The following is a 2,195-nucleotide window of genomic DNA, read 5'->3' on the forward strand; positions in this document are numbered from 1 at the left end:
CAGTGTCACGTCGACACTGGGCGGACTGCTCCGCTCGGGTACCGACAGGCTTGGCTTGACGACGCCTGAAGAGGACCGCCCACCGCCCACCGCCGAAGAACTGCGTGCCACGCGCGAACAGGAAGCACGGCGGAAGCAGGAGAAGGCGGCAGCCAAGGCCCAGCGGCTCGGGCCGGCCAAGGATTTCGAAGGCACGCGCAAATGAGTCAGTGTCGATCTTCAACAAGGGAGAAAACGATGCCTTACAACGCCGCCATCCGCATGCCCGGTGCAGGTGTCCATGTCATTCCGATGGGTTCGCCGCTGCGCCACGTCATCGTCCATTACGACCCGCCCGTGGGCGGCTTCGGTACCGCGCGCAGCGTCACGCTGGATTGCGCAAACAAATCGGACCTCGCCGAGGTATGGAAGGCCGGGGTGGACCAATGGGCAAAGAGAATGACGCTGCTCAACACCGAGGAGGACGCCATTCCCACCGGATTCCACAAGGTCATGCACGCTGACATGACTCAAGTGCTGATGTGCAATTGGCAAAGCACGTTGACCGACAACCACCAGCACTGGGTGGACGCAGGAACGGAGTCGATCAAGCCCGACCACCTGGGTCGCCTGTTGGAGCTGCTGATCAAGGCGAGATTTCTGGCCATGGCCAGCATTCCTCATCTCATCAACAACGTGCGAACGTGAGCGAACGGGGCCGCCCCGGCTGATCGGCCAGCGGCCCGTGTCCTGGCGGCGACCGACCATCGTCGCGCCGCGAAGCGCCATGCGCAGATCGTGGCGGATGCGCACGGTTCTCAATGACGGCTTAGGCACGCGAGCTGGAGCCGTCCGTGTCTCGGGTCAGCCGATTGATCGCGCGAGCCGAAGTGCGGGTCCGGTCCTGATGCCGGCCGGCGCATGAGGTGCTTGCTCGATTACCATCGATCGAAACGGCCTTAAGGCCGACAAGTCTTCGATTGAAAAGGGGCCCGAGTGCAGACACTGGACGAGATGTTGAGCCGCAGCCTGTTGACCCCCGCCCAGCATGCCGAGATCAGCGCCTGGATTGCGCAGGCGAGAACACCCGAGGCGATCATGCAGATGCCCAAAGCGCTTTGGCGCAGCCTGGCCTTGGCCAGTGCGTTGATGAACGTCGACGCGGACCTCACCCAGCCCCCGCTGCTTTCTGCCGGTTGATCGCAGAATGACGCTTCTTGAAGCGCGCATCCCCATCTATGCGGATGACATGGCCATGCTTGCCAAGCATCGTCGCAGACCGGCCTGACGATGTTCGTCAAAAGGTCAATGGCTAACCCCTTATGTCATCTACTCCGACGCTTCACTTCTTCTGCGGCAAAGCCGGGGCCGGCAAGACGACTGTCGCGTCACGCCTCGCGCAAGAGCTCGGCGCGATGCTGATATCCGAAGACATCTGGCTCATGCGCCTGTTTGGCGATGAGATGAAGGTCTTCGATGACTACGTCCGGTTCTCGAAGCGGCTGAAGACAGTGGTCGGCCCGCTTGCCGTAGGCCTGTTGAACAGCGGCCAATCCGTGGTGCTGGACTTCCAGGCCAATACCAGGGCAGGTCGCAGTTGGTTTCGCTCGGTGTTCGAGCAAGCTGGGGCTGCGCACGTGCTGCACTACGTGAACACCTCCGACGAGACTTGCCTGGCGCAGATCGCCAAGCGCAATGTCGAGCGGCCAGAAGGCTCCCATCACTTGACGGAAGACGACTTCACCTACGTCTCTTCCTTTTTCCAGGCGCCTGAAGAGACTGAAGGTTTCAACATCGAGATCCACACGCAGTGATCCTGGTGAAGCCCAGCGGCAGGGTCAGTCTCTGAACTGTTTGGCCACGAAGGCCCACACCATGCGTGACGCGTCTGGCCCTCGCTTGTCACTGAAAGGCTTGTTGGCGGCACCGCCGCTCCAGGCGTGGGCCAATCCGCCCACCGCCACCAGAGTCGCCACGGTGCTGCCCTTGCGCTTGAAGTCTGTCACCGACATGGGGTAGCGCTTGCCGCGCTGAATGTTGCGGGCTTGACCGGGCCGGGCGCCTGCTGCGTCGGCCCAGACCTGCGCCGCCACGTGGCCGTTGTGTGGCGAGACGATGATGTCGGCATCTCCGTGGATCACCAGCAGCGGCGGCCAGTTGGCTTCCATCGTGACCGGCGTGGCAGCGAGCGGCCGGGTGTGCCGACGACCCTGCAT

General features: G+C 62.6%; 4 protein-coding genes and 1 pseudogene. 4 read left to right on the top strand and 1 reads right to left on the bottom strand.

What is annotated here, in order from left to right:
• From AC1DYI_RS33380 to AC1DYI_RS33395, 4 genes are all read left to right on the top strand, one after another.
• On the top strand, positions 1-205 hold a 205-nt coding region (locus tag AC1DYI_RS33380), incomplete at its 5' end, for a hypothetical protein (protein WP_477208403.1).
• Between the two features lie 32 nt (positions 206-237).
• A complete protein-coding gene (locus AC1DYI_RS33385) occupies positions 238-687 on the top strand; it encodes a hypothetical protein (RefSeq protein WP_477208404.1) in 450 nt (149 codons plus the stop codon).
• A gap of 288 nt (positions 688-975) precedes the next feature.
• Positions 976-1,179 (top strand): hypothetical protein, encoded by a 204-nt coding sequence (locus AC1DYI_RS33390; protein WP_477208405.1) that lies wholly within the window; start codon positions 976-978, stop codon positions 1,177-1,179.
• Between the two features lie 122 nt (positions 1,180-1,301).
• Entirely contained in the window at positions 1,302-1,793 is a 492-nt protein-coding gene (locus AC1DYI_RS33395) for a P-loop nucleotide/nucleoside kinase family protein (RefSeq protein WP_477208406.1), read from the top strand.
• A gap of 24 nt (positions 1,794-1,817) precedes the next feature.
• Here AC1DYI_RS33395 and AC1DYI_RS33400 read toward each other — a convergent pair.
• A pseudogene (locus AC1DYI_RS33400) lies at positions 1,818-2,195 on the bottom strand (extracellular catalytic domain type 1 short-chain-length polyhydroxyalkanoate depolymerase); the annotation flags it as partial.

It is taken from the genome of Ideonella sp. P3_A4, from assembly GCF_056403075.1.

Excerpts from the sequence above, each read along its gene's own strand:
- AC1DYI_RS33385 (WP_477208404.1), top strand. The coding sequence starts at position 238 with ATGCCTTACAACGCCGCCATCCGCATGCCCGGTGCAGGTGTCCATGTC.
- AC1DYI_RS33395 (WP_477208406.1), top strand. The coding sequence starts at position 1,302 with ATGTCATCTACTCCGACGCTTCACTTCTTCTGCGGCAAAGCCGGGGCC.